Origin of the sequence: Mesorhizobium sp. BR1-1-15, assembly GCF_020165475.1 — a bacterium.
Classification (GTDB): domain Bacteria; phylum Pseudomonadota; class Alphaproteobacteria; order Rhizobiales; family Rhizobiaceae; genus Mesorhizobium.
This window is the reverse complement of record NZ_JAIUIF010000005.1, coordinates 133,124-159,475: the sequence shown is the minus strand read 5'-3', so window position 1 is coordinate 159,475 and position 26,352 is coordinate 133,124. Positions and strand designations below refer to the sequence as shown.

Sequence of the window (26,352 nt, the reverse complement as noted above, 5' to 3'; positions counted from 1 at the left end):
GCCGGCTTTCGGAAGGTTGATTGTCGCCTCGGCGATGATCGACCTTGCCGAATTGCCCGTGCAGAGGAAAAGAACGTTGTATGGCTCGCTCATGGCGGGTGCCTCCTTCTAACACTTGCAGGTGACCGCCTGGATCACGGGCCGACAGAGTTCCGGCGCGCCATTGCAGCAGTCTTCCATGAGATAGGCGAGCAGATCGCGGAATCCGGTCATGTCGGCAACATAGCGGATTGTGCGACCATCGCGCTCGGCGCGGACGAGGCCGGCATGGTCAAGAACCTTGAGGTGCGCCGACATCGTGTTCTGCACGATGTCGAGGCGGGAAGCGATCTCGCCGGCGGGGGTCCCCTCGGCGCCCGCCTGGACAAGCAGGCGAAAGACCTCGAGCCTTGTATCCTGGCCGAGTGCCGCCAAAGCGAGGAGAGCTGATTTTTTATCCATGCATCCATAAATCCAGAACTAAGGCTTCGTAGTGCCAACATATGACAGCCGGATGACGATAGGCAGCGCGCTCATCGCGTTTGAAGCTGGGGCAGGAGTTCGGAACCGCAAAGCGGGGCACTGACCGAATGTCGGATATTCATTGCCGCGATCACTCCTGAGACCGGCGACAAAAAGATGCGTGACCTTCGGGACAGGCAGTCGGTTCGCTCAACCCACTCGTTGCGGCGTCCGCCGCCAGCCGTTAAACAGAGACTGACACACGAGCGTGAGAAGCAGCCGTGAGCGAACCGACACAGCGAATGGTCGAGACCAACGGCGTCCGCCTCAACGTCGCGGAGCAGGGCGATGGCCCTTTGGTGCTCTTGTGCCACGGCTTTCCCGAATCCTGGTATTCCTGGCGCCATCAGTTGGACGCGCTCGCGGCGGCGGGCTTTCACGCCGTCGCCCCCGACATGCGGGGCTATGGCAAGAGCGATCGGCCGGAGGCGGTCGAACAGTATACGCTCTTCCATCTGGTCGGCGACATGGTGGGCCTTCTTGACGCCCTCGAAGCGCCGACCGCCATCATCGCCGGCCATGACTGGGGCGCCGTCGTCGCCTGGCACGCGGCGCTGATGCGCCCGGACCGGTTTCAAGCCGTCATCGGTCTCAGCGTGCCGTTCCGGCCGCGGGCCAAGGTGCGCCCAACCAGCGTGATGCCGCGAACGACGGACTCCCAATTCTACCAGCTCTATTTCCAGCAACCCGGCATTGCAGAAGCCGAGCTGGAGCGGGACCCCCGGACCACGGTGCGGGCCATGCTTTACGCCGCATCGGGGGATGCCTCGGGCACGAGCGGGGGTGGAATCGGCATGGTTCCACATGATGGAGGTTTCCTGCAAGCCGTCGAGGCACCGCCGGGCCTACCGCCCTGGCTCAGCCAAGGCGACCTCGATTTCTACGCCGGCGAGTTCCAGCGCACCGGCTTCGCGGGAGGTCTCAACTGGTACCGCAACATCGACCGGAACTGGGAGCTGATGGCGCCCTTTGCCGGCGCGCGGATCAAGGTTCCCGCGCTCTATATAGCGGGCGACCGCGATCTGGTGGTCGCCTTCCCCGGAATGGACCAGTTGCTGGCCAATCTCGGAAATTTCGTCCCGCAACTCCGCGACAAGTTGATGCTGCCCGGCTGCGGGCACTGGACCCAGCAGGAACGCCCGGACGAGGTCAATGCCGCGATGATCCATTTCCTCCGGAGCTTGCGGGAACAGCGCTGACCCGAGGACACGACCGGAGCGGAAATCATGGAGATGAGCGTAAAGAGATTTTTTGAACGCTATCAGCGATTTTTCAAGGCGTCGCTTGGCGGCGGCATGGATATGGATGAGGCCGCGTCGCTCTACACGTCGGAGTTCATAGCCGCCTCGCCTGCCGGCGTCGTGACCGGAAAGAACGACGATCAACTCAAGCAAGTCATGGCTCAGGGCTATGCTCACTACCGGGCGATCGGAACGAAAGAGATGCGGATACGCGACATCGGCATCTCGCCGATCGACGAGCATCATTGCGTTGCCCATGTTGCGTGGACCGCGACCTATGCCCGCGAGGGCCAAGCGGACGTCGGGATAGATTTCGACGTTCACTACCTTGTCCGGAAACTCGACGGGGAGCCGAAGATATTCGGATGGGTGGCGGGCGATGAGCAGGCGCTGTTAAGGAAGCACGGCATCATCTGAGGTCCGCCGCTCCCATTCCCGGTTGTGCTCAGCCCCGTCCTCGGCTTCTGTGTGGTGGCCATCATTGGCTGTGTTTTCGAAGCGCTTCGACAATGACCTTGAAGGCCGGCGAGTTCTGGCGACTGCTTGGATAGTATAGGTAATAGCCGGCGAATTTCGGCGCCCAATCGTCGAGCACGAGTTGCAGCCGGCCGGCGGCAACATGCGCCGTGACCAGATCCTCGGGCACATAGGCAAGCCCGTAGCCGGCAATGGCGGCGTCGACCATCGGCAGGGTCGAGTTGAACACGAGCTGGCCATCGACGCGCACGCGCAGAGCCTGGCCGGCCTTCTGGAATTCCCAGGCATAGAGGCCACCGGCGCTGGTCATGCGCAGGTTGATGCAATTGTGGCCGATCAGGTCCTGCGGCGCCTTCGGCACGCCACGTCCGGCGATGTAGGCCGGCGAGCCTACGGCAACAAGCCGCCAGTCCGGCCCGATGCGCACGGCGATCATGTCCTTCTCCACGCTTTCGCCAAGCCGCACGCCAGCATCGAAACCATCCTCGACAATGTTGCGCAATCCGTTGTCCCGGCTGAATTCGAGCTTGATGTCAGGATAGTCGGCAAGGACGGGCCGCAGTTTCGGCCAGACCAGCTGCTCGAGGGCATGATCGGAGACGGTGATGCGCACGGTCCCCGAGGGTTTGTCGCGATAGGCCGTCAGCGCCGCGATGTCGGTTTCGATATCGACGATGCGCGGTGCCAGGGATTGACGCAACCGCTCCCCCGCCTCGGTCGTCGAGACACTGCGCGTCGTTCGCGCCAGCAGCCGCAGGCCCAGGCGCGTTTCGAGCCGCTTGATGGTGTGGCTGAGGGTCGATTGAGTAATACCGATCTTGGCGGCGGCCTTGGTGAAACTGCGCTCCTCGGCCACCATCAGGAACCACAGAAGATCGTTGAAGTTTTCGCGCATGGCCTTCTGCCCCGCTGAATACGGCCCGACGTTATTTATGGCCTGCATCGATAAGTTCAAGCGACTTTCAGCCGCTAATCATTCCAATAGTCCGGCGCTATCTCCTGTCGCGAACAGGCCGCCGATGCGTTTTCCGGCGGCCGGCTTTTTGTGCGTGGTGACGGCTGATGGAAACGACTTACGACGACAGGCTGGTGAAGCCTCGGGCAGCATGGGGTGCGGTGTTCTCGATGACGCTTTGCGTCGCCGTCCTTATCGCTTCCGAGTTCACGCCGGTGAGCTTGCTGACGCCGATCGCCGACGGGCTCGGCATCACCGAAGGCCGGGCGGGACAGGCGATCTCGGTCTCCGGCATCTTCGCGGTCGTCACCAGCCTGTTCATCGCTGGCCTGACGCGGCATATCGACCGCAAGCTGGTGCTGACGTCGTTCTCGCTGCTGCTCGCCGTGTCCGGCCTGGTGGTGACCTTTGCGCCCAACTATGCCGTGCTGATGATCGGCCGCGCCTTGCTCGGCATTGCCATCGGCGGTTTCTGGTCGATGTCCACCGCGATCGTGATGCGCCTCGTGCCGGAGGACTCCGTGCCCGAGGGCCTGGCGATGATCAACGCCGGCAACGCCGTCGCGGCAACCATATCGGCGCCGCTCGGAAGCCTGCTCGGCGATTATGTCGGCTGGCGCGGCGCGTTCTTCCTCGTGGTGCCGTTGGCCCTCTTTGCCCTTGTCTGGCAAAGCCTCAGCCTGCCTGCGCTGCCGCCACGCGGCCGCAAGGCGTCGGGCAATGTCTTCCGGCTGCTGCTGCGCCGTCAGGTCGCGCTCGGCATGGCCTCGATCCTGTTGCTCTTCATGGGCCAGTTCGCGCTCTTCACCTATCTCAGGCCTTTCCTGGAAACCGTGACCGGTGTCGGCGTTTCGGCGCTCTCGGCGATCCTGCTCGTGATGGGACTAGCAGGCGTCGCCGGCACCTGGACCATAGGCCGGCTGCTCAAGACGCGGCTCTACAGCATCGTCATCATCATTCCGCTGGCCATGGCGCTGCTGGCCGTCGCATTGATCGTGCTTGGATCGATGCCGATGGCCGTCACCGCGTTGCTCGTCGGCTGGGGCTTTTTCGGAACCGCGGCGCCGGTCGGCTGGGGCACCTGGCTGAGCCGCGCGCTGCGCGACGATGCCGAAGCCGGCGGCGGCTTGCAGGTTGCCGTCATCCAGTTCGCCATCACGCTCGGGGCGGCGGGCGGCGGCCTGCTGCTGGACACGCTCGGCTGGCGAAGCCCCTTCGCACTCGGGGCGGTGCCGCTTGTGGGATCCGCGCTGGCCGCGGCGGCAGCCGCCCATGATCATGGCAAGGACGCGCCATGACACGCAGCCACATGACACGCCGCACCGCAGTTGCCGCCGCACTGGCAGCCGCGTTCGCGCCCTCCGCCGCGCCAGGCCAAGCCCGCGGAACGGACGGACAGGAGAAATCGTTGATGAGGATTGCTATTGAAGTGGACGCGATGCGCCTGACGGCCTCCCTGTTCGACAATCCGAGCGCGCAGGATTTCGCCGCGATGCTGCCGCTGGACCTGACACTGGAAGACTACGCATCCGTCGAGAAGATCGGCTACCTGCCGCGCAAATTGCGGATCGAGGGCAGCGGCCCGTTCGACAGTGAGGCCATCGGCGACATCGCCTACTACGCGCCCTGGGGCAATCTCATCTTCTTTTATGGCCCCTACCGGTATTCGCGCGGCCTGATCCGGCTCGGCCGGCTCGACAGCGGTATCGCGCCGCTGCTGCGCGGCGGACGCTTCAACATACGCATAGAACGCCTGACATAGGCTCAAGGAGAAAACCATGCTCGGAACAGTTCTCTACGGTGCCGGCGACATCCGCTGCGAGGAAGTGGCGGAGCCCGAAATCCTTCATCCCACCGACGCCATCCTCAAGCTCTCGGCCACCTGCATCTGCGGCTCCGACCTGTGGCCCTATCGCGGGCTCCAGCCGCTGAACGAACCGATGCATATGGGCCACGAATATTGCGGCGTGGTGGTGGAAGTGGGCAGCGCGGTGAGAGCGGTGAAGCCCGGCCAGTTCGTCGTCGGCTCGTTCTGCACCTCCGACAACACCTGCCCGCATTGCCGCTTCGGCTTCCCCTCGTCCTGCGAGCAGCGCGAGTTCATGAGCCGGGCGCAGGCGCCGATGCTGCGCGTGCCACTTGCCGACGGCACGCTGGTCGCCACCCCCGGCATGCCCGAGGACGATCTGATCCCGAGCCTGCTGGCGGCATCGGATGTGCTTGGCACCGGCTGGTATGCCGCCGACGCCGCGCGCGTCGAGCCCGGCGCGACCGCGGTCGTCGTGGGTGACGGCGCGGTCGGGCTGATGGGCGTGCTCGCGGCCAAGCAGATGGGCGCGGAGCGCATCATCGCCATGAGCCGCCACAAGACGCGCCAGGATCTCGCGCTCGAATTCGGCGCCACCGATATCATTTCGGAGCGCGGCGATGACGGCGTGGCGCGGATCAAGGATCTGACCCGCGGCGTCGGCGCGGAATCCGTGCTGGAATGCGTCGGCACGCAGGAATCCATGATGCAGGCGATCAACTGTGCCCGCCCCGGCGGCTCGATCGGCTTCGTCGGCGTGCCGCATGGCGTCCAGCTCGACGGCCAGGGCCTCTTCTTCGCCCAGAAGAGCCTGCTCGGCGGCCCCGCGCCCGTGCGCCGTTTTCTTCCGCATCTGATGGATCTGGTGCTGGAGCGCAAGATCAATCCCGGCAAGGTCTTCGACCTGACCCTGCCGCTGGCCGATGTCGCCGAGGGCTATCGCGCCATGGATGAGAGGCGGGCGATCAAGACGCTGCTTCGTCTGTAAGCGCCGCGCTGGGTTCAGCCCACAAATGCAGGGGAGCAAACCTCAAGGAGACCAAAATGAAGAAAATCCTGACAGCAGCGGCCGCGAGTGTGGCGGGAACCATGCCCGTCCAAGCGCAGGGCATCGAAATCCGGACAAACGGCAGCACGCCGGCGATGATCGGAGCGGCAGAAAACTTTACCGGGCAAGCGGTCGTCACTGCGCTGTTTCCCGCCACCGAGATAACGCGCGCAAGCACAGGGCTGGTGAACTTTGCTCCCGGAGCGCGCACCGTCTGGCACACCCATCCTGCCGGTCAATTGCTGATCGTCACATCAGGCCAAGGCTGGATTCGCGAAGACGGCAAGGAGGCCCGCGTCATCAATCCAGGCGACGTCGTCTGGATTCCCGCCGGGGTGAAGCACTGGCATGGCGCGACCGCCACCAGCCCGATGGCCCATATCGCGTTGAGCTACATGCATGACGGCAAGAATGTCGACTGGCTGGAGCCTGTCTCCGACGAGCAATACCGCTGACCGTACGCAGGAACGAAAGGCATCATCATGAAACCTTCAACCATTCTCGCACTCGCTTTGTCGATGGGGGCTGCCGACGCTGCGGCGCAGACGGGATCGCAGACCGGCAGCCTGCCTCCAGAGGATGTGCAGGCCGTCTCGCCCGCCCTTGCGCGCTATGCGACGGACAAGCTTGCCAATGACGTTTGGAAGCGCCCCGGCCTGTCGCGGCGCGATCGCAGCATCGTCACCATCGCGGCGGTGGTCACCCGCAACCAGGGCATACTCCTGCCGGAGCAGTTGAGCCTCGCCCTCGACAGTGGCGTGAAGCCGGCCGAGATCTCGGAGATGATCACGCATCTTGCCTTCTATGCCGGGTGGGGCAACGCGATGGCAGCCACGGCGATCGCCAAAGCGGTGTTCGAGGCACGCGGCATCGGGTCGGACCAGCTCCCCAAGGCTGTCGTCGATTTGCTGCCGCTCGACGAAAAGGCGGAGGCCGATCGTGCCGCACGGGTCGAGCAAGGCACGGGACCGGCGTCGCCGGGCCTGGTGCGCGACACGACGGAAGTGCTGTTTCGCGACCTGTGGCTGCGTCCCGATCTCGCGCCGCGCGACCGCAGCCTGGTGACGGTCAGCGCGCTGGTCGCCGCCGGTCAGGTGGAGCAGATTCCCTATCATCTCAACAGGGCCATGGATAATGGACTGACGCGCGCCGAGGCCTCGGAGGTGATCAGTCATCTCGCCTATTACGCGGGATGGCCAAACGCTTTCTCGGCAGCCCCGGTCGCACGCTCCGTATTCGAGAAGCGCTCCGCCGACTGATCATTTTCGACCGTAACGACCCTGCCGTTCGAGCCGCGCGGCCTGACGCGGCCAAGTGGCGATGCGGCGAGCATCTGGAGACTGCCCAGCGCAAATTCAGGGCGGTCTGGCGGATCGAGGCCGAAAGCCGACGCGGGCGGCATGACCTGACATTGCGCTCAGCCGGCGCGCGATCCCGGCGCTTCCGGCCGGAGATAGACCGTCAGGCAGCAGCAACAGATCGCCAGTCCGGCGATCGGGTATTTCAGGGCGACGACCGCCGCCAAGCCGAAAAGGCACAGCGTCACCATCGAGCGGATGCGCATGACCTTGCGCACCTTGAGCGGAACGGTGTCGGCCGGCATCGGGTCGATGAGTTCCCGGATCAGGAGAATGTAGGTCAGGTTCACCAGGAAGAAGACGACCGCGTAGAACGCCACCGGCTGCGGGGCCAGCTCGCTGACCGCCATCCACGCGGTTGCCAACGGCAGCAGCGACACCGAAAACAGGTGCGCGAAATTGTACCACATCAGGCTGGTCGTCGCCGCCGTGGCGTGGCGCAGGAGATGATGGTGATTCGCCCAGACGATGGCGATGAAGAGATAGCTCACGCCGTAGCTCAGCCATGTCGGCCACAAGGCCAGCAACGCGGTGAAGGTCGGCACCTCCGGTGGACGCAGGTCAAGCACGAGCACGGTGATAAGGACGGCGAACACGCCATCCGAAAATGCGCTCAATCGCTCAAGCCCTGTCGAGGGAAGCACCTGGAGTGTCCTTGTCGAGGTTCGTCCGGCCTATGGTAGCATCGCCACCCGCAATATCCATGGCTGCCCAGTCGAGATCGCTAACGCGTTGCTTCGCGCCAAGTCCAACCCCGCTCACGACGCCTTGGCCAGAAAGCTCTGGTAATCCGATTTGGCCTGCAGCAGGCGCAGCACGTTCTCGCGCGAGCCGCGCACATGGGCGCGCGCCAGGGCGCCGGCGCGCTTGGCGTCGCCGGCGCAGATCGCCTCGACGATCTCGGCATGCTCGTCGCGGGCGATCTTCCATTCGTCGAGCCACAGCAGTTCCGTCCAGACATAGTGCTGGCACCTGTCGAGGATGCCGCACAGCATGCCGTGCAGCATGGCATTGCCGCTGATTTCGGCGATGACGCGGTGCAGATCGATGCCGACTTCAAGCTCCTGGAATTTTTCCCTTGTGGTTCGATCCGCAATGGCGGCCAGCCTCTCGCATTCGGCCAGCATGGCGCGCAGCCGCGCCTTGTCTTTCTCGGTGGCCGCAGCCGCCGCCAGTTCGGTGGCGTGGCCGTCGAGCAGTTCGCGGATGTCGAAGGCCTCGCGGAACATGTTTATGTCGAACTCGGTGACGGCGTAGCCCTGCCGCGGCCGGCCGGTGACCAACCCGTCGCGCTCGAGGCGGTTGAAGGCCTCGCGCACGGGCGTGCGGCTGACATTCAGCTTTGCCGCAATGTCGCTCTCGGTGACGCGCGCGCCCGGCGGGATCTGGCCGGTCACGATCATTGCCTTGAGCGCGGAATAGACCGAGTCGCGCAGCGTGTTTTTTGTTTCCTTGGCCAAGTTCCGTATCCAGTCTCCGGTCCGTGCCGGAAATCGATGTGTTTCGCGCGTAGCTGTATTCAAAATCGGCGCGTTTTGCCATTCCCCGGCCCCGGGTCGGTGGCCCCAAGGCCCCGCCGAGCGGTGTTGACTTCGCTGATCCCCGAGCTACACTCAAGATTGTATACAAAATCGCATGCGAAATCAAAAACAATGGGAACACCGGTTGGAGAACCGAAATGAACAGCACCAAAGGCATTAGCGTCGTTGCCATAGCGGGCCTCATGGCCACGGTCACGGCGCCCGCCGCGGCAGGCGACACCATTACCGTCGCCTCATGGGGCGGCACCTATCAGGAGGCGCAGGCCAAGGCCTTCTTCAAGCCGACCGCCGATGCGCTCGGCATCACCATCAAGGAAGACACCACCAACGGTCTCGATGACGTGCGCCTGCAGGTGACAGGCAACGCGGTGAAGTGGGACATCACCGAGCTCGGCGCCGACGAATGCGCGCGCGGCTCGAAGGAAGGGCTTTTCGAAAAGCTCGACTACAACCTCATCGACAAGAGCGGCATCAATCCCAAGCTCGTGCATGACGACTGGGTCGGCATCTCCTACACCTCCGTGGTACTCGTCTACCGGACCGACGTATTCGGTGACAAAGGCCCCAAGACCTGGGCCGACTTCTGGAATGTGGAGAAGTTTCCCGGACGGCGCGCACTGAGCAGCAGCCAGGCGACGGAGACGCTTAGCGTTGCAGCCCTCGCCGAAGGCATTCCGATCGACAAGGTCTATCCTGTCGACATCGACGGCGCGCTGAAATCGGTCGACAAGATCCGTGGCCATGTCGATGCCTGGTGGACTTCCGGCGCGCAGGCCATGCAACTGGTGAAGGACGGCGAGGTCGACATGGCAAGCATCTGGAACGGCCGCGCCGGCACCTTGAAGAAGGAAGGCGCGCCGGTCAGCTTCTCCTTCGACCAGGGCGTACTCACGGCCGACTGCATGGTCATTCCCAAGGGCGCCAAGAACAAGGAGGTCGCGATGAAGGCGCTGGCGATGTTCGTCAGTCCGCAATTACAGGCCAATCTGCCGCTTTATGTCGACAACGGACCGGTCAACGAGAAGGCGTTCGAGACCGGGAAGATCCCGCCGGAGCGGATCAAGGACATCAACTCGTCGCCTGAGAACGTCAAGAAGCAGGTGCTGCAGGACGCCGAGTTCTGGCGCGACAACCTCGTCGAGGCGACGGAGAAGTTCAACAATCTGATCCAGCAATAGACCGGAAACCCTGACATTGCGGGGCCGCCTGGCCCTGCTTCTTGGAGTCCTGCCTAGGAGAAAACAATCTTGTCCATTGCGCCATCCGCGCTGCCGATCGGCATGCGCGCGATAGAGAAACGTTTTGGCTCCGTATCGGTGCTGCGCGACCTCAATCTCGACGTCGCGGCCGGCGAATTCCTGACGTTGCTCGGCCCTTCCGGCTCCGGAAAGACGACGCTGCTGATGATCCTGGCGGGATTCGTCAGGGCCAATGCCGGCTCAATCAAGGTCGGCGACGAGGAGATCATCACCACGCCGCCGCACAGGCGCAATATCGGCATGGTGTTCCAGAACTATGCCCTGTTCCCGCATATGAACGTCTTCCACAACATCGCCTTTCCGCTGAAGCAGCGCCGCGTTCCGGCCGCCGAGACGGTGGAACGCGTCGAAAAAGCGCTGGAGCTGGTGAAGTTGCAGGGCCTCGGCGAACGGCGCGTCGACCAGCTCTCCGGTGGCCAGCGCCAGCGCGTGGCGCTGGCGCGTGCCATCGTGTTCGAGCCGCGCATCGTGCTGATGGACGAGCCGCTGTCGGCGTTGGACAAGGGCCTGCGCGAGCACATGCAGATCGAACTGCGCGCCCTGCATCGGCGGCTTGGCATGACGACTGTCTATGTCACGCACGACCAGCGCGAGGCGATTACCATGTCGGATCGTATCGCCGTCATGAATGCCGGGCGCATCGAGCAGCTCGACAAGCCCGAAATTCTCTACGCCGCGCCGCGCACCCGGTTCGTCGCCGGCTTCATCGGGGAATCGAATTTCATTCCCGTCGAATGCCGCTCCGGTTCGGTCTGGTACGAGGACAGGCAAATCCACACCGCGGCGCCGGCGCCGGCATCGGGCCAGCAGCTGATGGTGGTGCGGCCGGAAAAGCTGCGGCTGCTGTCAAATGCAGAGCCGGCCAAGGGCGTCAACGTGCTCAGCGCGACGCTCAGTGACGTGATTTATCAGGGCGACAGCTTCGTCTGCTACGCCGTGCTGCGCGACGGCAGGCAGCTGACATTGCGCGACTATTGCCGCAGCGACGTGCTGGCCAGGTTGCCGGCCTCCGGGCAGCCGATCGCGCTTGGCCTCGATGCGCAGGATACGATCCTGGTGGCGGCGGACTGATGAGCGTGCAAACCGCCACGATGGACGAGGCAATTGGCGCCATGACCCAGGACCTGAACGCGCATGCGTTGCGCGCCGATGCGCGGCGCGAGCAGTTTCGGCTGCTGGCGCTGCTGTCGCCAAGCCTGTTCTTCGTCTTTGCCATCATCATCGTGCCGATCGGCTGGCTGTTCTGGCTGTCGCTGTTCGACGAGGTCGGCGTCTTGAGCGCCGCCAACTATGCGCGCCTCTTCGAGCAAGTCTCCTATATCAAGACCTTCCTCACCACCTTCAAGGTCGCCTTCATCGTCACCGCCGCCTGCGTGCTGCTGGGCTATCCCTTGGCCTATATGCTGTCGCAACTGCCGCGCCGGGCGGCGTCGATCTGCCTGATCTTCGTCATCCTGCCGTTCTGGACATCGGTGCTGGTGCGCACCTATGCCTGGCTGGTGATCCTGCAGCGCAAGGGGCTGATCAACAGTTGGCTGATCGACCTCGGAGTCATCAGCCAGCCGCTGCCGCTCGCCAACAATTTGTCGGGCGTCGTCATCGGCATGACGCATATATTGCTGCCGTTCCTGGTGCTGCCGCTCTACGCCTCGATGAAGACCATCGACACCGACTGCCTGCGCGCCGGGATGAACCTGGGCGCCGGCCCGGTCGCCACCTTCCGCCAGATCTTCTTTCCGCTGTCGCTGCCTGGCCTCGCCTCCGGCGTGGTCATCGTTTTCGTGCTGTGTCTCGGCTTTTTCGTCACCCCGGCGCTGATGGGCGGCGGCAAGGTCGTCATGTGGGCGATGCGCATGGAACAGACCACCAGCCTCTATTCCAACTGGGGCGCCGGCGCGGCGCTCGGCGTCGTGCTGCTCGTGGTCACGCTGGCGCTGCTCGGCCTGTTCCAGTGGCTGCTCGGCGCGCGCGCCACAGGTGTGTGGAGTTCGCGATGAGCGGAGATGTCGGCCTGCCGATCTCGCACCGGCAACGTCTGTGGCTCTATGCGCTGGGCGGCCTCGTGCTGCTGTTCCTGATCGCGCCGTCGGTCATCATCGTCATCATGTCGTTTTCGGATTCGACGCTGCTGCAGTTTCCGCCGCAGCAATGGTCGCTGCGTTGGTACCAGACCTACTTCCAGTCGCTGGAGTGGCGCGACGCGACGGTGGTCTCGGTCAAGGTGGCCGTTATGACCGCGCTGGTGGCGACGCCGCTCGGCACGGCCGCCGCCTATGCCATCAACCGGGGCACCCTGCGCTTCAACGGCACCATCAACGCGCTGATGACCGCGTCGCTGATCGTGCCGGTGATCTTGATCGGCATCGGCACCTTCTTCCTCTATGCGCGCATCGGGCTCAACAACACGCTGACCGGCCTGGTCATCGCGCATACGGTGCAGGCGCTGCCGCTGGTGGTGCTGACGGTGCTGTCCGGCTTGCGCTCCTATGACATGAACCAGGAGCGCGTGGCGCGCAGCCTCGGCGCCGGACGCGTCGCCGCCTTCTGGCAGGTGACCATGCCGCAGATCCGCTTCTCGATCGTTTCGGGCGCGCTGTTTGCCTTCATCACCTCCTTCGACGAAGTGGTGGTTTCGCTGTTCATCTCGGGCGGCGAGACGACGACCTTGACGCGCCGCATGTTCAACGCCCTGCGCGACCAGATAGACCCGACGATCGCTGCCATCTCGACCTGCCTGATCGTGCTGTCGGTCGTGCTCTTGTCGGTGGCGCAGATCTTCGGCAGACGGCATTGATTTCACCGGACCAATTGGCTTCAAGTGACCAGGAGATATTCGGACAGAATGCGTGATTTCCAGTTTCCCGGCCGCTCGCCGGTCCGTGCCACCGAAGCGATCGCCGCGACCTCGCATCCGCTTTCGACGCTTGCAGCCATTGACATGCTGCGCGCCGGCGGCAATGCCATGGACGCCGCTGTCTGCGCCGCCGCCGTGCAGGGCGTGGTCGAGCCGCAATCGACCGGCATAGGCGGCGACTGCTTTGTCCTCTATTGCCCCGCGGGGCAGGGACACGTGCTGGCTTTCAATGGCTCCGGCCGGGCGCCCGCCAAGGCGACCGTGGACTGGTATCGCGACAAAGGCTTCAGCGAACTTCCCAAACAGGGACCGCATGCCGTGACCGTGCCCGGCGCGATCGACGCCTGGTGCAGGCTGCTGGAAGACCATGGCAGCAAGGACCTTGCAGAGGTGTTGGCGCCGGCGATCAACTATGCCGAGAACGGCTATGTCGTGCATGACCGCGTCGCCTTCGACTGGGCCGAACCGGAGACCGACCTGTCGGCCGACGAGCACGCCGCGCGCATTTTCCTGCCGGGCGGCGAGGCGCCCAGGGCCGGCGACGTGCACCGGCAGCCGGAGCTTGCCGCCACCTTACGCATCATTGCCAGGCATGGCCGCGCCGGGTTCTATGAAGGCACCGTGGCCGACGACATTGTGAGCCGGCTCAGGGCGTTGGGCGGACTGCATTCGCTTGAGGATTTCGCTTCGACCAAGGGCGATTATGTAGCGCCGGTCAGCGTCTCCTATGGCGGCCACGAGATCCACCAGATGCCGCCGAACAATCAGGGGCTGACGGCGCTCGTGATGCTGAATGTGCTGTCGGGGCTCAGGCTCGGCGAGCTCGACCCCGGCGGCGCCGAGCGCCTGCACTTGGAGATCGAAGCGGGGCGGTTGGCCTACCGCGACCGCGACCGTTTCCTCGGCGACCAGGACCATGTGCCGGTGCCGGTAAAAGAGCTTCTGTCGGCCGCCTATGCCGAGCGGCTGCGCGCCGAGATCGACCGCCAGCGTGCCATGACGCACCTGCCGGATGTGCAGCTGCCCGGCAGCGACACGGTCTACATCTCCATCGTCGACCGCGACCGCAACGCGGTCTCCTTCATCAACTCGACCTATTATTCCTTCGGCAGCGGCGTCGTCGGCCCGAAGACCGGCGTGGTGCTGCAGAACCGCGGCTCGAGCTTCCGCCTCGACCCGGCGCATCCGAACGCCATCGCGCCCGGCAAGCGGCCGATGCACACGATCATGCCCGGCATGGCGACGCGAAACGGCCGCGTGGTGATGCCGTTCGGCGTCATGGGCGGCGGCTACCAGCCGTTCGGCCACGTCCATCTTTTGACCAACATGCTCGACTTCGGCATGGATCCGCAGCAGGCGCTCGATGCGCCGCGAGTGTTCTACAATGACGGCATGGTGGAGGCCGAGCGCGGTGTTCCCGCTGATGCGATCGAAGGCCTGCGCCGCCGCGGCCATGCCATCACCCAGCCGCACCACCCGCTCGGCGGCGGCCAGGCGGTGCTGATCGACTGGGAAAAGGGAACGCTGACCGGGGCGTCGGACCCACGCAAGGACGGAATGGCGCTTGGGTATTGATGGGATCGGGACAGCCGTCGCGGCCCGGATATGGCTGCAGTTGCCACAGGAAGCGTCGGCGCCGCCCCACATGAGCAGCATACCCTCACCCCGCCACCAGGTGACCGCCTCCGACATCGCTCAGCGCCAGCCTCTGCGGGCTCTCGCCCAGCCTCCGCGTCGCACTCGGAATCTCCTGGTCCAGCCTTGCGAACCGGCTCCTGCGCTTCGCCGGATCGGGCACCGGCACAGCTTCGATCAGCCGCCTGGTGTAAGGGTGGCGCGGGTTGGAGAAAACCTGGTCGCGCGTGCCCATCTCGACGATCTGGCCGAGATACATGACGGCGACGCGGTCGGAGATGTTTTCGACTACGGCCATATCATGGGAGATGAAGAGGTAGGCGACGCCGAATTCGCGCTGCAATTCCTTCAACAGGTCGAGCACGCGCGCCTGCACGGAAACGTCGAGGGCCGAAACGCTTTCGTCGGCGATGATCAGCTTCGGCCTGAGCGCCAGGGCACGGGCGATGCAGACGCGCTGGCGCTGGCCGCCGGAGAATTCGTGGGGATAGAGCTCCATCTGGCCGGCCGACAGGCCGACACGCTCGAATAATGCCGCCACCCGCTCCCTGCGCTCCTCCTTCGAAGCGACGCCATGGATGACCAGCGGCTCGGCGACGAGATCGCCGACGCGCATGCGCGGGTCGAGCGAAGCGTAGGGGTCCTGGAAGATCATCTGCACGTCGCGGCGCACCGCCTTGCGCTCGTCGCGGCCGAGGCCCGACAGGTTGCGTCCGCCGATGACGATGTCGCCGGTATAAGGCACCAGTCCGGCCAGCGCCTTGGCGGTGGTCGACTTGCCGCAGCCGGATTCGCCCACCAGCGCCAGCGTTTCGTTGGGCGCGATCGAAAAGCTGACGCCTTCGACGGCATGGACGCGCCGGTTGACCCGGCCGAAGAAGCCGCCACGCAGGTCGAACCGGACATGCAGATCGGTGACATCGGCGACGTTCGCCGGCGCAACCGGCTCGGCAATCTCTTTCGATTTCTGGCGGCCGGCGCCAGTGCCGATGCGCGGCACGGCGGCGAGCAGCTCGCGTGTGTACTCGGCTTGCGGCCTGGCGAAAATGTCCGATGTCTTGCCTTCCTCGACCATGCGGCCATGCCGCATGATGATGACGCGGTCGGCCATTTCGGCGACCACGCCCATGTCGTGGGTGATGAGGATGACGCTGGTGCCGTGCTGGCGCTGCAGGTCGCGCAGCAGTTCCAGAACCTCGCCCTGCACGGTGACGTCGAGCGCAGTCGTCGGCTCGTCGGCGATCAGCACGTCGGGTTCCAGCGCCAGCGCCATGGCGATCATCACCCGCTGGCGCATACCGCCGGACAGCTCATGCGGAAACTGTTTCAGCCGGCTTTCGGCTTCCGAAATGCGCACTGCCTTCAACGCCTCGCTGGCGCGGCTTCGGGCCTCGGCGGGCGAGAGGCTGGTATGCGCCTCGATGGATTCGGTGAGCTGGCGGCCGATCGACAGCACCGGGTTCAGCGAGGTCATCGGCTCCTGGAAGATCATGGCGATGCGGTCGCCGCGGATGCGGCGCATCCGGCGCTCGTCGAGCGCTGTGAGATCGGTGTCGCCCGCATCCCCGCCAAGAAGGCGGATCGTGCCCGAAGATATGCGCGCGGCGGGCCGCGGCAGTAGTTGCATGATCGCCAGCGCGGTCATCGATTTGCCGGAGCCGGATTCGCCGGCGATGCAGAGCGTCTCGCCGCGTGAAAGCGTCAGAGAGAGGTTGGAGACGACGTCGCGCTCGCCGTCCTCGCCACGCACGGAGACGGAGAGATTGGCGATGTCGAGAATGGTTTCGGTGGCTGATGTCATTTCAGACGCAAACCTGCAAGGGATTTATTCTGTGGCGCCCCCCACCCGGACCTTCGGTCCGACCTCCCCACAAGGGGGAGGTAGGGCGCCGGTTTTTTACTCTCCCCCTTGTGGGGAGGGTCGCTGCGAAGCAGCGGGGTGGGGGTGCAGCGCCGACCGAACATCATTCGAACACGCAGCGCGGGAAGTAGAACGACACCACCCAGTTCGGCATGTCGACGATCTCGCTGATCCTGAGATCGCCACAGACCGAGGCCAGCATATAGGCCTCGACCGGATCGATCTGGTAACGGCCGGCGAGCAGGTCGATCATCTGGGCGACCGCCTCTTTCGCGCCGGTCATCAGGTCCGGGCCGATGCCCGTGGTCACCTCGTAACCCTTGGTGTCGAGGTGGCGCGTCACCGGGCCGGGCGTGGTGAAGCGCGGCATCTTCAGCCTGGCGTCCTTGACAAGGTCGAGCTTGAGCACGACGTCCATCGGGCTTTCGATCGCCGTGCCGCAGACCTCGCCATCGCCCTGCGCGGCATGCGTGTCGCCGACCGAAAACAGCGCGCCGGCCACCTCCACCGGCAGATAGAGCGTTGTGCCGGCGGCGAGGTCGCGAATGTCCAGATTGCCGCCGACGCGGCGGGGCGGCACCACCGAGTGATGGCCCATCTCGCCCGGCGCGTTGCCGATGGTGCCGGCGAAGGGTTTCAGCGGCACGCGGCCGTTCTTGCCGAACAAGGCCGGCTCCAGCGAGGCGGCATCGTATTTCCAGATGTTGAGCGCCGGCTGCTTGAAGTCGTCGGCGAGCAGGCCGAAACCTGGAATGTTCGCCGTCCAGCCGAAGCCGGACGGTTTGAACATCTCGATCGTCACCTTCAGCGCGTCGCCCGGCTCGGCGCCCTCGACGAAGATCGGCCCGGTGACAGGGTTGATCCCGGCGAAGTCGAGCTTGGCGATGTCGGCGACGGTGCTGTCGGGCTTGAGCTGGCCACCGGAGGAATCGAGGCACTGAAACTCGATGGTCGAGCCGGGCGCCACGCGCTGCGCCGGGGCAAAGGAATTGTCCCAGCCGAAGTGGTGATGGCGTCCGTGGATGGTGTAGTCGCAGTTATTGCACATCTTTTACGTACACATTGTCGTAGTTGATCGGGATATGGACCGGGTCGACATAGAGGTTGTCGGCGCCGCCCATGCGCGCGGACTTCATGGTGAAGCGCTGCTCGTTGAAGACCGGCGCCCAGGGCGCGTCCTCCATCACCTTGTCGTAGATGGCGCTCCACATCTTGTCGCGCTCGGCGGCTTTAGCCGGGTCGACCACCGAGTCGGCCTCGGCCGCCTTGGCGTCGAGGTCCTTGTTGCAATACCACGACCAGTTCCAGCCGCCAGGCACCGCGCCAGCACAGCCGAGGATCGGACCGTAGAAGTTCGATGGGTCCGGGAAGTCGGCGATCCAGGCCATGCCGCCCGACCAGATCATCGGCGCGCCGGCCTTGTCGCCGCCGGCGGCGATGACGTTTGCCTGGGCGAGCGACTGGATGCTGGCCTTGATGCCGATCGCCGCGAGGTCCTGCTGGATCGCCTGCGCGATGCGCGGATTGGGATCGGTGTTCATGGCGAAAAGCTGCGTCTCGAAGCCGTCGGGATGGCCGGCTTCGGCCAGCAGCGCCTTGGCTTTGGCGACGTCATAGGGATAGCCCTTGTACGCCTTGTCGTAGCCCGGCATCGAGGGCGGCAGCGGCTGGTTGGCCGGCACGGCACGGTTGTTGATGATCTGGACGACACGCGCCTTGTTGATCGCCATGTTGACCGCCTGGCGCACCTTCACATTGTCGAACGGCGCCATGGTGGTGTTCATGGTGACGTAGCCGGTGTGCAGCTGCCCGCCCTCGACGACGCGCGCCTTCTGCTCGGGATCGGCCATCACCTCCTGGAACTTGGCCGGCGGAATGCCATCGCCGGGCACGTCGATCTCGCCCTTCTGAAGGCGCAGCAGCGCCACGATCGGCTCTTGGCCGATCTCGAAGGTGATCTTGTCCAGATGCGGCAGTCCCTTGTGCCAGTAGTCCGCGTTGCGCTCGAAGACGATGCGCTGGCCGAGCGTCCACTCGGCGAGCTTGAAGGCGCCGGTGCCGACCGGATGCTTGCCGAAATCGGCGCCGTATTTCTCGACCTCTTCCTTCGGCACGACATGCGAGAAGTTGATGGCCATGACATGCAGGAAGGTGGCGTCGGGCCGGGTCAGCTCGAACTTGACGGTATAGGGATCGACGACGGTGACGCCGGACAGGCTTTCGGCCTTGCCGGCGGCGACATCGTCATAGCCCTTGATCGAGCCGAAGAATCCGGCGCCGGGGCTCTGCGTCTTCGGATTGGTGACGCGGTCGAGCGAGTATTTCACGTCCTCGGCGGTCATTTCGCGGCCATTGTGGAATTTCACACCATGGCGCAGCTTGAAGGTGAAGGTCTTGCCGTCGGGCGAGATCTCGTAGCTTTCGGCGAGGTCGGGCTTGAGATTGGTGGTGCCCGGCTCGTAGTCCATCAGCCCGTCGAACAGGCTCTTGATCATCGACCAGTTCTGCCAGTCATAGCCGATCGCCGGATCGAGGGTCGCGACATCGTCCTTGTAGGTGATGGTGATGGCGCCGCCCTGCTTGGCGTTGGGGTCGACGGCGTCCTCGGCGCGGACGCTCGTCATGCCGAGCATCAGCGCCAGCGCCGATGCGGCCACGGTTGATGCGAGAAGCTTTTTCATTGTTATGTTCCCTTTCTCTGTTGGTTTTCTGGTTTCATCTGAGCTTGATGCGGGGATCGATGAACGGGGCGATGATGTCGGCCAAGAGATTGCCGAGCACGATGGCGAAGGCCGACACCAGCGTGACGCCCATGATGATCGGAATGTCGACGCGCTGGATCGCCTGCCAGGCGAGCTGGCCGATGCCTGGCCAGCCGAACACGCTTTCGACCACCACGATGCCGCCCATGAAGATGCCGATGTCGATGCCGATCATGGCGATGACCGGCAGGATGGCGTTGGGGAGCGCATGGCGGAACAGGATGGCGCGGCGCGCAAGGCCCTTGGCGCGCGCGGTGCGCACATAATCCTGGCGCAGCACGTCGATCATCGAGGAGCGCATCATGCGCGCGTACCATCCGGCGCCGAGTATGCCCATGGTGAGCGAAGGCAGCACCAGATGGCGCCAGGTGCCGTAGCCGCCGATCGGGAACCAGCCCAGCCGCACGGCGAACACGTAAAGCAAAAGCAGGCCGACGACGAATTGCGGCGCCGAGACGCCGACGAAGGAGGCGACCATCAGCGTCTGGTCGGTGGCGGTGCCGCGCTTGACGGCGGCGATCAGGCCCATCGAGAGCCCGATCAGCAATTCGCACAGGATGGCGCCGACCATCAGGAGCAGGCTCGCCGGCAGCCGCGAGACGATCAGTTCGGTGACCTCGGAGCGCTGGATGTAGGAGCGGCCGAGATCGCCGCTGGCGAGCTTCATGAGATAGTGCCAGTACTGGACGACGAAGGGCTGGTCGAGGCCGAGCTGCTGGCGGATGTTCTCGACCGTCTGCGGCGTGGCGCTGCGGCCGGCGATCTGGCGCACCGGGTCGGCAGGCAGCAAATAAAGCAGCGCGAAGGTGATAAGCGAGACGCCGAGCAGGATGAGCAGCGACTGGATCAGGCGGCGGCCGAGATAGGCGATCATGCCCGGCCCCTTTGCGTCGGATCGAGGATGTCGCGCAGCGCGTCGCCGATCAGGTTGAAGGCCAGCGCCAGCGCCAGGATCGCCGCACCCGGGAAGAACACCAGCCAGGGCGCCGCCTGGAAGTAGGTCTGGTTCTCGAAGATGATGTTGCCCCAGGAGGCCGTCGGCGGCTGCACGCCGATGCCGAGGAAGGAGAGCGTTGCTTCCAGCAGCACCGTGGTCGAGATGCCGAGCGTGCCCCAGACGATGATGGTGGGCAGGAGATGCGGCAGGATGTGACGAAACAGGATGCGCGGCGCGCTCGCCCCGATGGTGCGTTCGGCATCGATGAACTCGCGTTCGGCGAGCGAAGAGGTTTCGGTGTAGATGACGCGCGCGGCCTGCACCCAGTTGACCAGCGCGATGACGAGAGCGACGATCCAAAGACTTGGCTCGAACACGGCCGCGAGACAAATGGCGAGCAGCAATGCCGGAAACGCCATCATCAGATCGGTGAAGCGCATGAGAGCACTGCCGATCCAGCCGCGGAAATAACCCGCCGTGACGCCGACCAGCGTGCCGATCAACAGCGCCACGCCGTTGGCGGCGATGCCGATGATCAGCGAGGTGCGGGCGCCGTAGAGGATGCGGGTCAACAGGTCACGGCCGAGCAGGTCGGTGCCCAGCCAGAATTTTGCGTCGGGCGGCAAGGGCGAGCCTTCCAGCGTCAGCCCGTCGAACATCTGCTCATTCGGGTCATAGCCGGTCAGCCATGGCGCGAGGATCGCGCCGGCAAGGACGATGGCGACGATGAACAGGCCGAGCAGCGCCAGGCGGCGTTTGACCAGCCGGCGCCAGACGCCGGCGCGCGGCTTGACCGGCATGCGTGCGGCCGCCGGGAGGTCAGGCGCGATAGGACTGGTCATCGCCGCCTTCCTCACCCGTTACTTCCTCATTGGTCATTGCCACGATGCGGCGCGCCGCATCCTCGACACTGATCTGCCAGCTCATCGCCAGCGAGCGCAGCTGCGCATAGGCGCGATCGTCATCGGTGCCTTTCGAAAGTGCCGCGACGGCGCGCACGATGGTCTGGCGTTCCGCGACACGCTGACGCAGCGAGGCGATCTCGCCGGCCAAATGTTTTCGCGCCTCGAAACTCTGCCTTGCGATCAGCAGCGCGCTGTAGACGCCGGCGGTGCCGACCGGCTTCAGGAGCTGCGCGTCGGCCTTGTGCGACAGCGCCCATTCGATGCGGCCGGGCGCCTCCGAGCCGATCAGCGCCACCAGCGGCATCGGCGCCTCGCCGGCCTTCCACGGGAATTGCTCGTCGAAACCGAGATCGGCGTCGAAGAACACGAAATCGGCAGCCAGCGCTTCGGGCGGCAGTTCGGGCCAGCAGTCGACGGTGACCAGGCCGATGGCGGACAACTGCCTGGTGATGGCCTGCACGGTCGGGTGCGGGCGATGCAGGATGAATGCCCTGGCGCCGCCGAGATTCGGGATGCGCGATGGCTTGGTCACGACACCACCCTCAGGCGCGGCCGGCCGAATGTTTTGGCCGGGTCATAGCGTGACAGATACGGGTCCGCCGCGACCTCGTGCTGCCGGCTGACGACCTCGAAGAAGCCGTCGGCGATCCGGCCGATGATTACCGGCAGCGTTGCGTGCTGGGAATGAGCGTCGATAGCAATCGGGCCGAGCCGGGTGGAGAAGCGCCGTTCGGCGAAGGCCTTGGAAAATTCCGCCGGACCGGCGTCGGGATCACGCGAGAGCACGTCGGCCATCACTTGCACGGAGGCATAGGCGGAGGCCTCGAAGGACGAGGCGAAGGCCGCCGGGCGAGGCGCGAAATACGGCCCGACCGACAAATGCCCCTTGCCGGTTTCGCCGATCGCCGGCAGCTCACCCTCGGTGAGGTTGCAGGAGATGACCGGGCACACCTCGGGGCTGAAGGCCGAGTCCTCAACGCCCAGGTCGCGGTAGGCCGCCAGGAAGGCGTAGGAGGAGGTGCCGATCAGGTTGTTGAGGACGAAGTTCGGCCGCGTCGCCCGGATCTCGGCGATCAGCCGCGACACGTCGGTCTCGCCTATGCGCAGATAGCGCTCGCCCAGAACCTTGCCGCCGGCATCCGCGATCAGGTCGCGCGCCACGCGGTTCATCTCCCAGCCCCAGATGTAGTTCGAGCCGAGCAGGAAGCCGTTGGCGCCGAAGCGGGGCACGACATGGGCCATCAGCGGCACCAGATGCTGGTTTGGGCAAGCGTGCATGTAGACGACGTGCTCGTTGGCCTCGAAGCCTTCATAGGGGCAGGCGTACCAGAGCATGCCGCCGGCTTTTTCCAGCACCGGAATGGTCTCCTTGCGGCTCCAGGAGGTGACGCAGCCGACCACGTGGCGGGCGCTGCTGGTCTTGAAGATGTCCTCGCACAGCGTCGCATAGCGATCGGCATTGCTCTGCGGGTCACGCTCGACGGGCACCAGTTCGATACCCGAGCCGCGGTCGGCATTGATGTCGGCGATGGCGCGCATGGCGCCCATCCGGCACGCATCGGAGACGAGCTGATAGCTTCCCGAGCGGGAATAGAGGATGCCGATCTCGATACGCCGTTTCAAACAGATCCCCAAAATAACAATGCCCCGCAGCCACCGCCGGAGGGCGAGGCATACGAGGCATTCTTGCCGCCCGGCGATCAGGGCCGGTATTTTCAGCCTAAACTATTCCGTGCCACCACGCAGTCAAGCGGGAAAGTGCAAGCGTTAGTTCAGCCGCGGCGCTGCGGCCCGTTTGGCGCGGCGGCTAGGCTGCCGTGCTCGCCGTTCAGAAAATTTTGAGAGAATATTCCGGGCTTCCGGGCGAACCGGGGAACGCGGTTCTTTGATAATATCCCTAGAGTTTCTGATGATCTGGACAAGGCTTGGCGTTCCGCCGGGCTTGTGACTTCGCAACCGCAGAGATCCATCATGTCCGATTTCAGGAACACCTTGTCGTCTTCCCTCTCGTCATATTTCAACCGCCGCGCGGGTCTTGGCTTGCTTTTCGCTTCGGCGGTCGCGGTCGCCGGGCTGATTGCGCCCAGCGCTTCGTTCGCCGAGGACAAGAAGGCGATCAAGGTCGGCATCATCAGCGGTGAGGACGAGGATGTCTGGCGGGTCGTCGTCGCCCAGGCGGCGCAAAAGGGCCTCAGCATCGAGACCGTGGTGTTCAACGATTACACCCAGCCCAACGAGGCGCTGGAGCGCGGCGAGATCGACGCCAATGCCTTCCAGCACCAGCCCTATCTCGACAACCAGATCAAGACACAGGGCTACCACATCGTGCGCGTCGGCTATACCGGCGTCTGGCCGATCGGCCTCTACTCCAAGAAATATACGAAGATCGCCGACCTGCCCGAGGGCGCGGTGATCGGCGTACCGAACGATCCCTCCAATGAAGGCCGGGCGCTGCGCGTGCTGCAGAACGAGGGCGTGATCAAACTGAAGGACGGCACCGGCATTCTCGCCACCACCGCCGACATCGCGGAAAACCCGAAGAAGGTCGAGATCAAGGAGCTTGACGCCGGCATTGTCGGCCGCTCCGTCGAGGATCTCGATGCCGCCGTGGTCAACACCGACTGGGCGCTGAAGAGCGGCCTGACACCGGAAAACCGTATCGCGCAGGAGCCTATCGCCGACAACCCCTACCGCAACTTCATCGCGGTCAAGGTTGGCAATGAGAACGAGCCCTGGGTGAAGACGCTGGTCGCCTCCTACCAGAACGAGGCGGTGAAAGCCGAGTTCGACAAGGTCTACAAGGGCACCGGCCTCAGCGCCTATTGAGGCTGTTAGTGCATTTGATATGAAAAGGCGGTCCGCGCGGTGCGCGGGCCGCGATCGTATTCGGGATCCGCGCATGAACCAGCATTTCTCAGCAACCGCAGAAGCCATGGAGGGCACAGGCCCACCGCCGCAAGACGTGGTGCGGCTCGTCGACCTGAAGCGTCGCTTCGGCGCGACGGCGGCACTCGACGGCATTTCGCTGACGGCGCGCAAGGGGGAGATCCTCGGCATCATCGGACGCAGCGGCGCCGGCAAATCGACGCTGATCCGCTGCCTGAACGGACTGGAGCGGCCGGATTCCGGCGAGGTTTTCATCGAAGGCCGCGAGATCAGCCGGCTCGGCGAGCGCGACCTGCAGCCGCTGCGGCGGCGCATCGGCATGATCTTCCAGCATTTCAACCTTTTGTCGGCCAAGACCGTCGAGGACAATGTGGCGCTGCCGCTCAAGATCGAGGGCCGCCCGAAGGCGGAGCGGCTGCGCCGCGCCGCCGAACTGCTTGAACTGGTCGGCCTGTCGGAGAAGGCAAAGGCGTATCCGGCATCGCTGTCGGGTGGGCAGAAGCAGCGCGTCGGCATCGCCAGGGCGCTGGCCGCGCGGCCGGCGCTGCTGTTGTCGGATGAAGCCACCTCCGCGCTTGACCCGGAGACGACGCGGTCCATCCTCGCCTTGCTGAGGGACATCAACCGGCAGCTTGGCCTGACCATCCTTTTGATCACCCATGAGATGGAGGTGATCCGCTCGATCGGCGACCGCGTGGCGGTGATCGACGCCGGGCGCTTCGTCGAGCAAGGCCCGGTCTGGTCGGTGTTTGCCGAGCCGCGGTCGCCGATCACGAAAAGCCTGCTTGGCGCCATCCGGCCGCAACTGCCGGCCGAGCTCTTGGCCCGGCTGCTGCCCGCGACCGGCGCGGAGACGATCCTGCGCGTGGATGTGGCCGGGGAGGCCGCGCAAAGCCCGCTCTTGTCCGATCTCGCGACGCTCGTGCCTGGCACGTTCCGCCTCGTCCATGGCGGCATCGACCATATCCAGCAGCAGCCGGTGGGCACACTGTTCCTGTCTGTCCCCGGCAGCGATGCAAGCCATCTCGCGCGAGTGATCGCATTCCTGAAATCGCGCCAGGCGCGGGTGGAGGTGCTTGGCCATGTCGCCGATCCTGTTTGAGCTTCTGCTGCGGTCGATCTGGGAGACGGTGCTGATGACGGCCGCTTCCGGCCTCATCTCGCTGGTTTTCGGCCTGCCGCTTGGTCTCGCCTTGATCGCCACCGAACGCGGCGGCATCGCCGAAAGCCTGTGGGTCAACCGCGTGCTCGGCGCAGTCATCAACGGCTTCCGGTCGGTGCCGTTCATCATCCTGTTGGTGGCGCTGATCCCGGTGACGCGGCTGATCGTCGGTACCTCGATCGGCACCTGGGCGGCGATCGTGCCGCTGTCGATCGCCGCCACACCCTACTACGCGCGCATCGCCGAAGTGTCGCTGCGCGAGGTCGACCATGGCCTGATCGAGGCGGCGCGCGCCATGGGCGGCAACCGCTGGACGATCATCCGCGAGGTGCTGGTGCCGGAAGCGCTGCCAGGCATCGTCGCGGGCTTCACCGTGACGCTGGTGACGCTGGTCGGCGCCTCCGCCATGGCCGGCGCGATCGGCGCCGGCGGCCTCGGAGACCTCGCCATCCGCTACGGCTACCAGCGGTTCGAGACGTCAGTGATGATCGCCGTGGTGATCGTGCTGATCATCCTGGTCTGCGGCATCCAGTGGGTGGGCGACCGGCTGGTGGCGAAGCTGGACCGGAGGGGGTGAGCGGCTGAGCTACGCGATGATGTCTTCGATAAGCGTTTGAAGCGGCGCCTCGGAACCACCGAAGCTGTCAATCATCGCCTGAATAACGCGATCTCGCTCCAGGATATCGGCGTTGAATGTGAAGCCCGCATGTTCAGCAAGCATCGCAAGGAAGGTGAGTTGGGTACGGCCGTTGCCTTCGCGAAAAGGATGAACGGCATTGACCTCCGCAACGATGTGGGCCACGTGCCTCGCAAAACCGAGGCTGTCTAGGTCTGCCAAGGAGTCGGGGTCGCCAAGTTCACGGAACACCCGAACCATCTCGCTGGCGATGTGCTCGGGATAGCAAAACCAGCTGCCACCCTTGCCGATCCGGATGGTGCGCGGCTGACCGGCCCAAGCATACACGTCTTGGAACAGGTGCCGATGCAGGTGGAGATAGTGACGGTAGTCGAGTTCGCCTGCCGGAAGGGGCTCGTCCGCGCGAGTCAGGAACAAGGCGAGCTCGACCTCATCGAGCTCTGCCTGCTCGCGGATATCAAGCAGATTCATAAGCACGGTCGTGCCGGGGTAGCAGAGTGGATCGAACTCGGCAGCGTAGACCAAC

27 protein-coding genes and 1 pseudogene are annotated in these 26,352 nt (G+C 64.7%); 15 read left to right on the top strand and 13 right to left on the bottom strand.

What is annotated here, in order from left to right; genetic code table 11:
• Both LB541_RS11450 and LB541_RS11445 read right to left on the bottom strand, forming a co-directional pair.
• Window positions 1-93: pseudogene (locus tag LB541_RS11450) on the bottom strand (arsenate reductase ArsC); the annotation flags it as partial.
• Between the two features lie 15 nt (window positions 94-108).
• Window positions 109-441 carry an ArsR/SmtB family transcription factor gene (locus LB541_RS11445; RefSeq protein WP_140762987.1) on the bottom strand — a complete coding sequence of 111 codons (333 nt, stop codon included), beginning with the start codon at window positions 439-441 and terminating at the stop codon, window positions 109-111.
• Window positions 442-743: 302 nt separating this feature from the next.
• Here LB541_RS11445 and LB541_RS11440 point away from each other — a divergent pair, with 302 nt between their 5' ends.
• Together LB541_RS11440 and LB541_RS11435 are read left to right on the top strand one after the other, a co-directional pair.
• A complete protein-coding gene (locus tag LB541_RS11440; RefSeq protein WP_263488066.1) occupies window positions 744-1,700 on the top strand; it encodes an alpha/beta fold hydrolase in 957 nt (318 codons plus the stop codon).
• Between the two features lie 27 nt (window positions 1,701-1,727).
• Window positions 1,728-2,159: a nuclear transport factor 2 family protein gene (locus tag LB541_RS11435; RefSeq protein WP_140662935.1), complete on the top strand. Its 432-nt coding sequence runs from the start codon at window positions 1,728-1,730 to the stop codon at window positions 2,157-2,159.
• Between the two features lie 61 nt (window positions 2,160-2,220).
• Here LB541_RS11435 and LB541_RS11430 read toward each other — a convergent pair whose 3' ends face one another.
• On the bottom strand, window positions 2,221-3,114 hold the full coding sequence (locus LB541_RS11430; RefSeq protein WP_140662469.1) for a LysR family transcriptional regulator: 894 nt from the start codon (window positions 3,112-3,114) through the stop codon (window positions 2,221-2,223).
• A 167-nt stretch (window positions 3,115-3,281) separates the two neighbouring features.
• Between LB541_RS11430 and LB541_RS11425 the strand changes: the two genes are divergently transcribed.
• From LB541_RS11425 to LB541_RS11405, 5 genes are all read left to right on the top strand, one after another.
• Entirely contained in the window at window positions 3,282-4,472 is a 1,191-nt protein-coding gene (locus tag LB541_RS11425) for an MFS transporter (protein ID WP_140662471.1), read from the top strand.
• 113 nt (window positions 4,473-4,585) lie between these two features.
• Window positions 4,586-4,936 (top strand): cyclophilin-like fold protein, encoded by a 351-nt coding sequence (locus LB541_RS11420; protein WP_318012490.1) that lies wholly within the window; start codon window positions 4,586-4,588, stop codon window positions 4,934-4,936.
• 16 nt (window positions 4,937-4,952) lie between these two features.
• Entirely contained in the window at window positions 4,953-5,969 is a 1,017-nt protein-coding gene (locus tag LB541_RS11415; RefSeq protein WP_140662473.1) for a zinc-dependent alcohol dehydrogenase family protein, read from the top strand.
• A 56-nt stretch (window positions 5,970-6,025) separates the two neighbouring features.
• The gene (locus LB541_RS11410) at window positions 6,026-6,484 is read left to right on the top strand and encodes a cupin domain-containing protein (RefSeq protein WP_140662475.1); all 459 of its coding nucleotides are present in this window, start codon (window positions 6,026-6,028) and stop codon (window positions 6,482-6,484) included.
• Between the two features lie 27 nt (window positions 6,485-6,511).
• Window positions 6,512-7,288, top strand: coding sequence for a carboxymuconolactone decarboxylase family protein (locus LB541_RS11405; RefSeq protein WP_140491534.1), 777 nt, complete (start codon window positions 6,512-6,514; stop codon window positions 7,286-7,288).
• Between the two features lie 158 nt (window positions 7,289-7,446).
• Here the strand turns inward: LB541_RS11405 and LB541_RS11400 are convergent, their stop codons facing one another.
• The gene (locus tag LB541_RS11400) at window positions 7,447-8,004 is read right to left on the bottom strand and encodes a TMEM175 family protein (protein ID WP_246670963.1); all 558 of its coding nucleotides are present in this window, start codon (window positions 8,002-8,004) and stop codon (window positions 7,447-7,449) included.
• Window positions 8,005-8,145: 141 nt separating this feature from the next.
• Window positions 8,146-8,847 (bottom strand): GntR family transcriptional regulator, encoded by a 702-nt coding sequence (locus tag LB541_RS11395; RefSeq protein WP_181168309.1) that lies wholly within the window; start codon window positions 8,845-8,847, stop codon window positions 8,146-8,148.
• 218 nt (window positions 8,848-9,065) lie between these two features.
• On the opposite strand from LB541_RS11395, the gene LB541_RS11390 reads away from it, so the two are divergent.
• The 5 genes from LB541_RS11390 to ggt all read left to right on the top strand — a co-directional run bounded on the left by LB541_RS11390 (window position 9,066) and on the right by ggt (window position 14,616).
• Window positions 9,066-10,106: an ABC transporter substrate-binding protein gene (locus LB541_RS11390; protein ID WP_140514265.1), complete on the top strand. Its 1,041-nt coding sequence runs from the start codon at window positions 9,066-9,068 to the stop codon at window positions 10,104-10,106.
• A 69-nt stretch (window positions 10,107-10,175) separates the two neighbouring features.
• The gene (locus tag LB541_RS11385; RefSeq protein ID WP_140524271.1) at window positions 10,176-11,258 is read left to right on the top strand and encodes an ABC transporter ATP-binding protein; all 1,083 of its coding nucleotides are present in this window, start codon (window positions 10,176-10,178) and stop codon (window positions 11,256-11,258) included.
• Window positions 11,258-12,184 carry an ABC transporter permease gene (locus tag LB541_RS11380; RefSeq protein WP_224618441.1) on the top strand — a complete coding sequence of 309 codons (927 nt, stop codon included), beginning with the start codon at window positions 11,258-11,260 and terminating at the stop codon, window positions 12,182-12,184. Before LB541_RS11385 ends, LB541_RS11380 begins: the two co-directional genes overlap by 1 nt.
• Window positions 12,181-12,981 carry an ABC transporter permease gene (locus LB541_RS11375; protein WP_140491547.1) on the top strand — a complete coding sequence of 267 codons (801 nt, stop codon included), beginning with the start codon at window positions 12,181-12,183 and terminating at the stop codon, window positions 12,979-12,981. The genes LB541_RS11380 and LB541_RS11375 overlap by 4 nt, the downstream gene beginning before the upstream one ends.
• Before the next feature lie 48 nt (window positions 12,982-13,029).
• On the top strand, window positions 13,030-14,616 hold the full coding sequence (gene ggt, locus LB541_RS11370) for a gamma-glutamyltransferase (RefSeq protein ID WP_140563703.1): 1,587 nt from the start codon (window positions 13,030-13,032) through the stop codon (window positions 14,614-14,616).
• An 85-nt stretch (window positions 14,617-14,701) separates the two neighbouring features.
• Here the strand turns inward: ggt and LB541_RS11365 are convergent, their stop codons facing one another.
• The 7 genes from LB541_RS11365 to LB541_RS11335 form a co-directional block, all read right to left on the bottom strand.
• Window positions 14,702-16,477 (bottom strand): ABC transporter ATP-binding protein, encoded by a 1,776-nt coding sequence (locus LB541_RS11365; RefSeq protein ID WP_140491551.1) that lies wholly within the window; start codon window positions 16,475-16,477, stop codon window positions 14,702-14,704.
• Between the two features lie 163 nt (window positions 16,478-16,640).
• Window positions 16,641-17,585: an acetamidase/formamidase family protein gene (locus tag LB541_RS11360; protein ID WP_140491553.1), complete on the bottom strand. Its 945-nt coding sequence runs from the start codon at window positions 17,583-17,585 to the stop codon at window positions 16,641-16,643.
• The gene (locus tag LB541_RS11355) at window positions 17,575-19,218 is read right to left on the bottom strand and encodes an ABC transporter substrate-binding protein (RefSeq protein ID WP_140514253.1); all 1,644 of its coding nucleotides are present in this window, start codon (window positions 19,216-19,218) and stop codon (window positions 17,575-17,577) included. Before LB541_RS11355 ends, LB541_RS11360 begins: the two co-directional genes overlap by 11 nt.
• 34 nt (window positions 19,219-19,252) lie before the next feature.
• Window positions 19,253-20,173, bottom strand: coding sequence for an ABC transporter permease (locus LB541_RS11350; protein WP_224618435.1), 921 nt, complete (start codon window positions 20,171-20,173; stop codon window positions 19,253-19,255).
• Complete coding sequence (locus tag LB541_RS11345) at window positions 20,170-21,078, bottom strand: ABC transporter permease (protein ID WP_411969779.1); 909 nt, start codon at window positions 21,076-21,078, stop codon at window positions 20,170-20,172. Before LB541_RS11345 ends, LB541_RS11350 begins: the two co-directional genes overlap by 4 nt.
• A complete protein-coding gene (locus tag LB541_RS11340; protein WP_140582754.1) occupies window positions 21,056-21,673 on the bottom strand; it encodes an ANTAR domain-containing response regulator in 618 nt (205 codons plus the stop codon). The genes LB541_RS11345 and LB541_RS11340 overlap by 23 nt, the downstream gene beginning before the upstream one ends.
• Window positions 21,670-22,764: a transporter substrate-binding protein gene (locus tag LB541_RS11335; RefSeq protein ID WP_140582751.1), complete on the bottom strand. Its 1,095-nt coding sequence runs from the start codon at window positions 22,762-22,764 to the stop codon at window positions 21,670-21,672. The genes LB541_RS11340 and LB541_RS11335 overlap by 4 nt, the downstream gene beginning before the upstream one ends.
• Window positions 22,765-23,112: 348 nt before the next feature.
• Here LB541_RS11335 and LB541_RS11330 point away from each other — a divergent pair, with 348 nt between their 5' ends.
• The 3 genes from LB541_RS11330 (at window position 23,113) to LB541_RS11320 (ending at window position 25,766) form a co-directional block, all read left to right on the top strand.
• Entirely contained in the window at window positions 23,113-23,967 is an 855-nt protein-coding gene (locus LB541_RS11330) for a MetQ/NlpA family lipoprotein (RefSeq protein ID WP_140491565.1), read from the top strand.
• Between the two features lie 73 nt (window positions 23,968-24,040).
• Window positions 24,041-25,129, top strand: a complete 1,089-nt coding sequence (locus tag LB541_RS11325; protein ID WP_140491567.1) for a methionine ABC transporter ATP-binding protein — start codon at window positions 24,041-24,043, stop codon at window positions 25,127-25,129.
• Window positions 25,110-25,766 (top strand): methionine ABC transporter permease, encoded by a 657-nt coding sequence (locus tag LB541_RS11320; protein ID WP_140491569.1) that lies wholly within the window; start codon window positions 25,110-25,112, stop codon window positions 25,764-25,766. Before LB541_RS11325 ends, LB541_RS11320 begins: the two co-directional genes overlap by 20 nt.
• A 9-nt stretch (window positions 25,767-25,775) precedes the next feature.
• On the opposite strand, the gene LB541_RS11315 is transcribed toward LB541_RS11320, so the two are convergent.
• Entirely contained in the window at window positions 25,776-26,351 is a 576-nt protein-coding gene (locus LB541_RS11315; RefSeq protein WP_224618431.1) for a Fic/DOC family protein, read from the bottom strand.
• Window position 26,352 lies beyond the last annotated feature (1 nt).

Excerpts from the sequence above, each read along its gene's own strand:
- LB541_RS11445 (WP_140762987.1), bottom strand. The coding sequence starts at position 441 with ATGGATAAAAAATCAGCTCTCCTCGCTTTGGCGGCACTCGGCCAGGAT.
- LB541_RS11440 (WP_263488066.1), top strand. The coding sequence starts at position 744 with ATGGTCGAGACCAACGGCGTCCGCCTCAACGTCGCGGAGCAGGGCGAT.
- LB541_RS11435 (WP_140662935.1), top strand. The coding sequence starts at position 1,728 with ATGGAGATGAGCGTAAAGAGATTTTTTGAACGCTATCAGCGATTTTTC.
- LB541_RS11430 (WP_140662469.1), bottom strand. The coding sequence starts at position 3,114 with ATGCGCGAAAACTTCAACGATCTTCTGTGGTTCCTGATGGTGGCCGAG.
- LB541_RS11425 (WP_140662471.1), top strand. The coding sequence starts at position 3,282 with ATGGAAACGACTTACGACGACAGGCTGGTGAAGCCTCGGGCAGCATGG.
- LB541_RS11420 (WP_318012490.1), top strand. The coding sequence starts at position 4,586 with ATGAGGATTGCTATTGAAGTGGACGCGATGCGCCTGACGGCCTCCCTG.
- LB541_RS11415 (WP_140662473.1), top strand. The coding sequence starts at position 4,953 with ATGCTCGGAACAGTTCTCTACGGTGCCGGCGACATCCGCTGCGAGGAA.
- LB541_RS11410 (WP_140662475.1), top strand. The coding sequence starts at position 6,026 with ATGAAGAAAATCCTGACAGCAGCGGCCGCGAGTGTGGCGGGAACCATG.
- LB541_RS11405 (WP_140491534.1), top strand. The coding sequence starts at position 6,512 with ATGAAACCTTCAACCATTCTCGCACTCGCTTTGTCGATGGGGGCTGCC.
- LB541_RS11390 (WP_140514265.1), top strand. The coding sequence starts at position 9,066 with ATGAACAGCACCAAAGGCATTAGCGTCGTTGCCATAGCGGGCCTCATG.
- LB541_RS11380 (WP_224618441.1), top strand. The coding sequence starts at position 11,258 with ATGAGCGTGCAAACCGCCACGATGGACGAGGCAATTGGCGCCATGACC.
- LB541_RS11375 (WP_140491547.1), top strand. The coding sequence starts at position 12,181 with ATGAGCGGAGATGTCGGCCTGCCGATCTCGCACCGGCAACGTCTGTGG.
- ggt (WP_140563703.1), top strand. The coding sequence starts at position 13,030 with ATGCGTGATTTCCAGTTTCCCGGCCGCTCGCCGGTCCGTGCCACCGAA.
- LB541_RS11365 (WP_140491551.1), bottom strand. The coding sequence starts at position 16,477 with ATGACATCAGCCACCGAAACCATTCTCGACATCGCCAATCTCTCCGTC.
- LB541_RS11360 (WP_140491553.1), bottom strand. The coding sequence starts at position 17,585 with ATGTGCAATAACTGCGACTACACCATCCACGGACGCCATCACCACTTC.
- LB541_RS11355 (WP_140514253.1), bottom strand. The coding sequence starts at position 19,218 with ATGAAAAAGCTTCTCGCATCAACCGTGGCCGCATCGGCGCTGGCGCTG.
- LB541_RS11350 (WP_224618435.1), bottom strand. The coding sequence starts at position 20,173 with ATGATCGCCTATCTCGGCCGCCGCCTGATCCAGTCGCTGCTCATCCTG.
- LB541_RS11345 (WP_411969779.1), bottom strand. The coding sequence starts at position 21,078 with ATGACCAGTCCTATCGCGCCTGACCTCCCGGCGGCCGCACGCATGCCG.
- LB541_RS11330 (WP_140491565.1), top strand. The coding sequence starts at position 23,113 with ATGTCCGATTTCAGGAACACCTTGTCGTCTTCCCTCTCGTCATATTTC.
- LB541_RS11325 (WP_140491567.1), top strand. The coding sequence starts at position 24,041 with ATGAACCAGCATTTCTCAGCAACCGCAGAAGCCATGGAGGGCACAGGC.
- LB541_RS11320 (WP_140491569.1), top strand. The coding sequence starts at position 25,110 with ATGTCGCCGATCCTGTTTGAGCTTCTGCTGCGGTCGATCTGGGAGACG.